The sequence below is a fragment of the Novosphingobium sp. 18050 genome (assembly GCF_902706195.1).
In the GTDB taxonomy this organism is placed as follows: domain Bacteria; phylum Pseudomonadota; class Alphaproteobacteria; order Sphingomonadales; family Sphingomonadaceae; genus Novosphingobium.
This window is the reverse complement of sequence record NZ_CACSJO010000129.1, coordinates 1-379: the sequence shown is the minus strand read 5'-3', so window position 1 is coordinate 379 and position 379 is coordinate 1. Positions and strand designations below refer to the sequence as shown.

The following is a 379-nucleotide window of genomic DNA, read 5'->3' as shown; positions in this document are numbered from 1 at the left end:
GGCCTGCGCCTGGCCGGACGAGAAGCCGGGCGCGGGCCCGCCGTTCACGTCGGCCGACAGGAAGCCGTTGTAGCGCATCGCGCGCTCGGGACCGAAGCTGGGCTCGATCTTCATGAGCGCCGACAACGGCACCATCTCGCCCGTGGCCGAGCGCACCTTCAGCAGGCCGACGTCCTCCGCCCGCGCGCGGTAGGCCGCATCGGCCTGCACGCGCACGCTGTAGGTGCGGCCGAACTGGTTGAAGTCGTTGGCGTACAGGCTGCCCAGGTAGATCTGCAGCGTCTCGAAGATGTCCGTCACCGGCACGCCGAGCTGGCGCGCACGGGTGCGGTCGATGTTCGCGAACAGCTGCGGCACGTTCACCTGCCAGCTCGTGAAC

At 69.7% G+C, this 379-nt stretch carries 1 protein-coding gene; it reads right to left on the bottom strand.

The annotated features are described in order from the left end of the window. Positions 1–363, bottom strand: a 363-nt coding sequence (locus tag GVL61_RS24695; RefSeq protein WP_304621354.1) for an efflux RND transporter permease subunit, incomplete at its 3' end; no start/stop codon positions are given. Positions 364–379 lie beyond the last annotated feature (16 nt).